The sequence below is a fragment of the Lachnoanaerobaculum sp. ICM7 genome (genome assembly GCF_000287675.1).
Lineage (GTDB): Bacteria > Bacillota > Clostridia > Lachnospirales > Lachnospiraceae > Lachnoanaerobaculum.
The window spans coordinates 1-2,970 of sequence record NZ_ALJL01000006.1; the positions used below are offsets into that span (position 1 = coordinate 1).

Below are 2,970 nucleotides of genomic sequence, written 5' to 3' on the forward strand. Positions count from 1 at the left end.
TAAGTTTGAAATATTTGCCGGAGGTATGGGATATGATGAAAAAAAGAAGAATACAAATTGCTATTGTTGTGATGTCGGTAATTTGTATATACATTATGAACCAAATAGTCTTTTTTAAAGATAGAGAGTTTGAAAGGGCGGTAAGAGATACTTTAATATCATCTAAAGTGTCAATGGTAGATAGAAGAGAAAAGGCATTAGATGGAATAATTTGGAAAAAAGATCTTGAAAAGGTTCAGTTTGTATCAATAAACTTTAGAGAATATAAAGTAAAAAATATTGAAGATATAAAGTATTTTAAGAATACTAAAACTGTATGGTTTAGTTACACAAGTGCGTATGATGGAGATAAGAGTATTTATGAGGATGAGCATGTGCTTGATAATATATATATAATAAAAAAATTGGCACATTTAGAGAATTTACATTTATATCATTTGAAGATAAATGAAAACATTGAAGCTATGTTTCCTGAAGCAGAAGTTTCTATCGAGTAGAGGTTAAAAAATCAAATGTTGAAAAAGAGAAGACTAAGCCAAAATGAAGAGGCAATAAGGGGTATTTTACTGATAATAGTTTTTATAGTTGGACTTGTATTCCTCAGGGATATACTTGTAAAAAGAGGAGTAAGGATTTTGATGCTTACAAGGCAAGATTATATGAATGCAGTAGAATATTACATGCAGAAAAAATATGGAGAGAAGTTTGAAGGTGAGTATATAGTTGATAATAGTATATATGTACATCCAAAAGCAAAACCTGAGTGGCATGCAGTAGTAGAAGTTTATAGTGAAAATGGATTAACTTACTTTAGCGATAATTATGTAGGATACCTAAAGAAAGCAGAACTTGAGAAATATATATATGAGTTGGTAAAACCTATATATGGAGAGTGTAAAGTTTACACACAACCATAAGGTTTTTCGCTGGATGACAGCTTTAACAAAGATACAGATATAATGACATATGTAAGTAATAGTGACTACACTACTTGTATATTCACAGATAAAAATGTTGAAAATAGAGAAAAAGATTTTAGAAAGGTATGTGAAATATTTGTAGAAAAAGATTTGCAGACTAACAGATTGCTGGTTACACATATTACAAAAGAAGACTTAGATAAGTTTGAAGAAAGATTGATAGACTATACATTCAATAAGTTAAAGTTTTATTGTAGAATTTCCAGCTTTTATGATAAGGCATACAAAACAGGTTTTGACGATATGCGTATATTGGAAGGGGACAAGGGATATGGCAAGTGATAGGCCTACAGATAAAGACTTGCAGTAAAAAACAAATGCCGGAAAATGGTAAGTATATTATAGATAGGATTAAAGGAACAGTGGATATTACATCGGAGGAGTGAATTTATGCTAAGGAAATATAAGAAGATAATTTGTACAACCATAATTATTATTATCGTATTTGCATTATATACTGTAAATAAAATAGCTTTTTTTCATGATCCTGAGTTTGAAAGATTGGTAAGAGAAACTAAAACTGATTATGAGATGGTAACTATAGACGAATACAGAAGAATCAATCCCATTAAGGGTATAATTTGGAAGGACGATCTTAAGGATGTAGATAATATATATATAAACTTTAGAAAATATAAAATAAGAGATATAAGTGACCTGGTATATTTTAAGAACGCTAAATTAATATCGTTGGTATATTCAAGTGCATATTATGGAGATAAAAGCATATATGAGGATGAGAATGTACTCGATAATTTATACAAGATAAAAGATTTAAAATACTTGGATGACTTGCAATTATATCACTTAAAGTTAGATGATGAAGCTATAGAACGTATAAAGAAAATGTTTCCTAATGCGAGGGTAGTTATAGAGTAAATATATACGGATGTTTGTATATATGTGAATACAGAATTTATCCAAGTTACAAAGTAGATACCGGGGAAATTGAAATGACAAAAGAGTGTATTGAGAATTTTAATACAAATTTTTTTAAAGTCTGTAAGTTTGAAATATTTGCCGGAGGTATGGGATATGATGAAAAAGAGAAGAATACAAATTGTTATTGTTGTGATGTCGGTAATTTGTATATACATTATGAACCAAATAGCCTTTTTTAAAGACAGAGAGTTTGAAAGGGCGGTAAGAGATACTTTAATAGCATATAGGGTGTCAATGGTAGATAGAAGAGAAAAGGCATTAGATGGAATAATTTGGAAAAAAGACCTTGAGAGGGTTCAGTTTGTATCAATAAACTTTAGAGAATATAAAGTAAAAAACATTGTAGATATAAAGTATTTTAAGAACACTAAAACTGTATGGTTTAGCTATATAAGTGCGTATGATGGAGATAAAAGCATTTATGAAGATGAGCATGCGCTTGATAATATATATATAATTAAAAAATTAAGATATTTAGAGAATTTACATTTATATCATTTGGAGATAAATGAAGATATTGAAGATATGTTTCCCAATGTAAATGTATCTATTGAGTAAACTATTTATAGATATGCTAGTATCTGTATTTTTGAATACAAGGATGATGATTAAGTTAATAAATTTTGCACTATAAAGTTTTGAACAAAAAATATAACTATATATAAAACGAGTAGTATAATACAATTGTTCTTAAAAAAAGAACAAGGAGGACACTCCTATGGCAGGACAGATTAGTATTACGCCGGAACAGATGCAACTCAAGCACTTTATGAAGAGATTGCAAGTAAGTTTAAGTAGGAGTTAGTTTTGTAGCCCATGTATTTATGTTATCTATAAGATATTATTTAGTTTATTAAGATAAATGAAGACATTGAAGCTATGTTTCCTGATGCAGAAGTTTTTATCGAGTAGAGGTTAAAAAATCAAATGGTGAAAAAAAGAAGACTAAGTCAAAATGAAGAAGCAATAAGAGGTATTCTGATAATAATAGCATTTATAGTGGGACTGGTATTCCTTAGAGATATACTGGCAAAAAGGGGAGTGAGGA

Annotated in this window: 3 protein-coding genes and 1 pseudogene; all 4 read left to right on the forward strand. The window is 29.1% G+C overall.

The window, feature by feature from the left end; all coding sequences use genetic code 11:
- Positions 1–32 precede the first annotated feature (32 nt).
- Positions 33–497, forward strand: coding sequence for a hypothetical protein (locus HMPREF1140_RS01225; protein WP_009662115.1), 465 nt, complete (start codon positions 33–35; stop codon positions 495–497).
- Positions 498–515: 18 nt separating this feature from the next.
- Positions 516–1,262, forward strand: a pseudogene (locus HMPREF1140_RS13995) (hypothetical protein).
- A 108-nt stretch (positions 1,263–1,370) separates the two neighbouring features.
- Complete coding sequence (locus tag HMPREF1140_RS01235) at positions 1,371–1,859, forward strand: hypothetical protein (protein WP_009662111.1); 489 nt, start codon at positions 1,371–1,373, stop codon at positions 1,857–1,859.
- A gap of 156 nt (positions 1,860–2,015) precedes the next feature.
- Positions 2,016–2,480 (forward strand): hypothetical protein, encoded by a 465-nt coding sequence (locus tag HMPREF1140_RS01240; protein WP_009662113.1) that lies wholly within the window; start codon positions 2,016–2,018, stop codon positions 2,478–2,480.
- Positions 2,481–2,970 lie beyond the last annotated feature (490 nt).

What these genes read in the sequence shown, in the direction of transcription:
- HMPREF1140_RS01235 (WP_009662111.1), top strand. Translation starts at nt 1,371, where the DNA reads ATGCTAAGGAAATATAAGAAGATAATTTGTACAACCATAATTATTATT.
- HMPREF1140_RS01240 (WP_009662113.1), top strand. Translation starts at nt 2,016, where the DNA reads ATGATGAAAAAGAGAAGAATACAAATTGTTATTGTTGTGATGTCGGTA.
- HMPREF1140_RS01225 (WP_009662115.1), top strand. Translation starts at nt 33, where the DNA reads ATGATGAAAAAAAGAAGAATACAAATTGCTATTGTTGTGATGTCGGTA.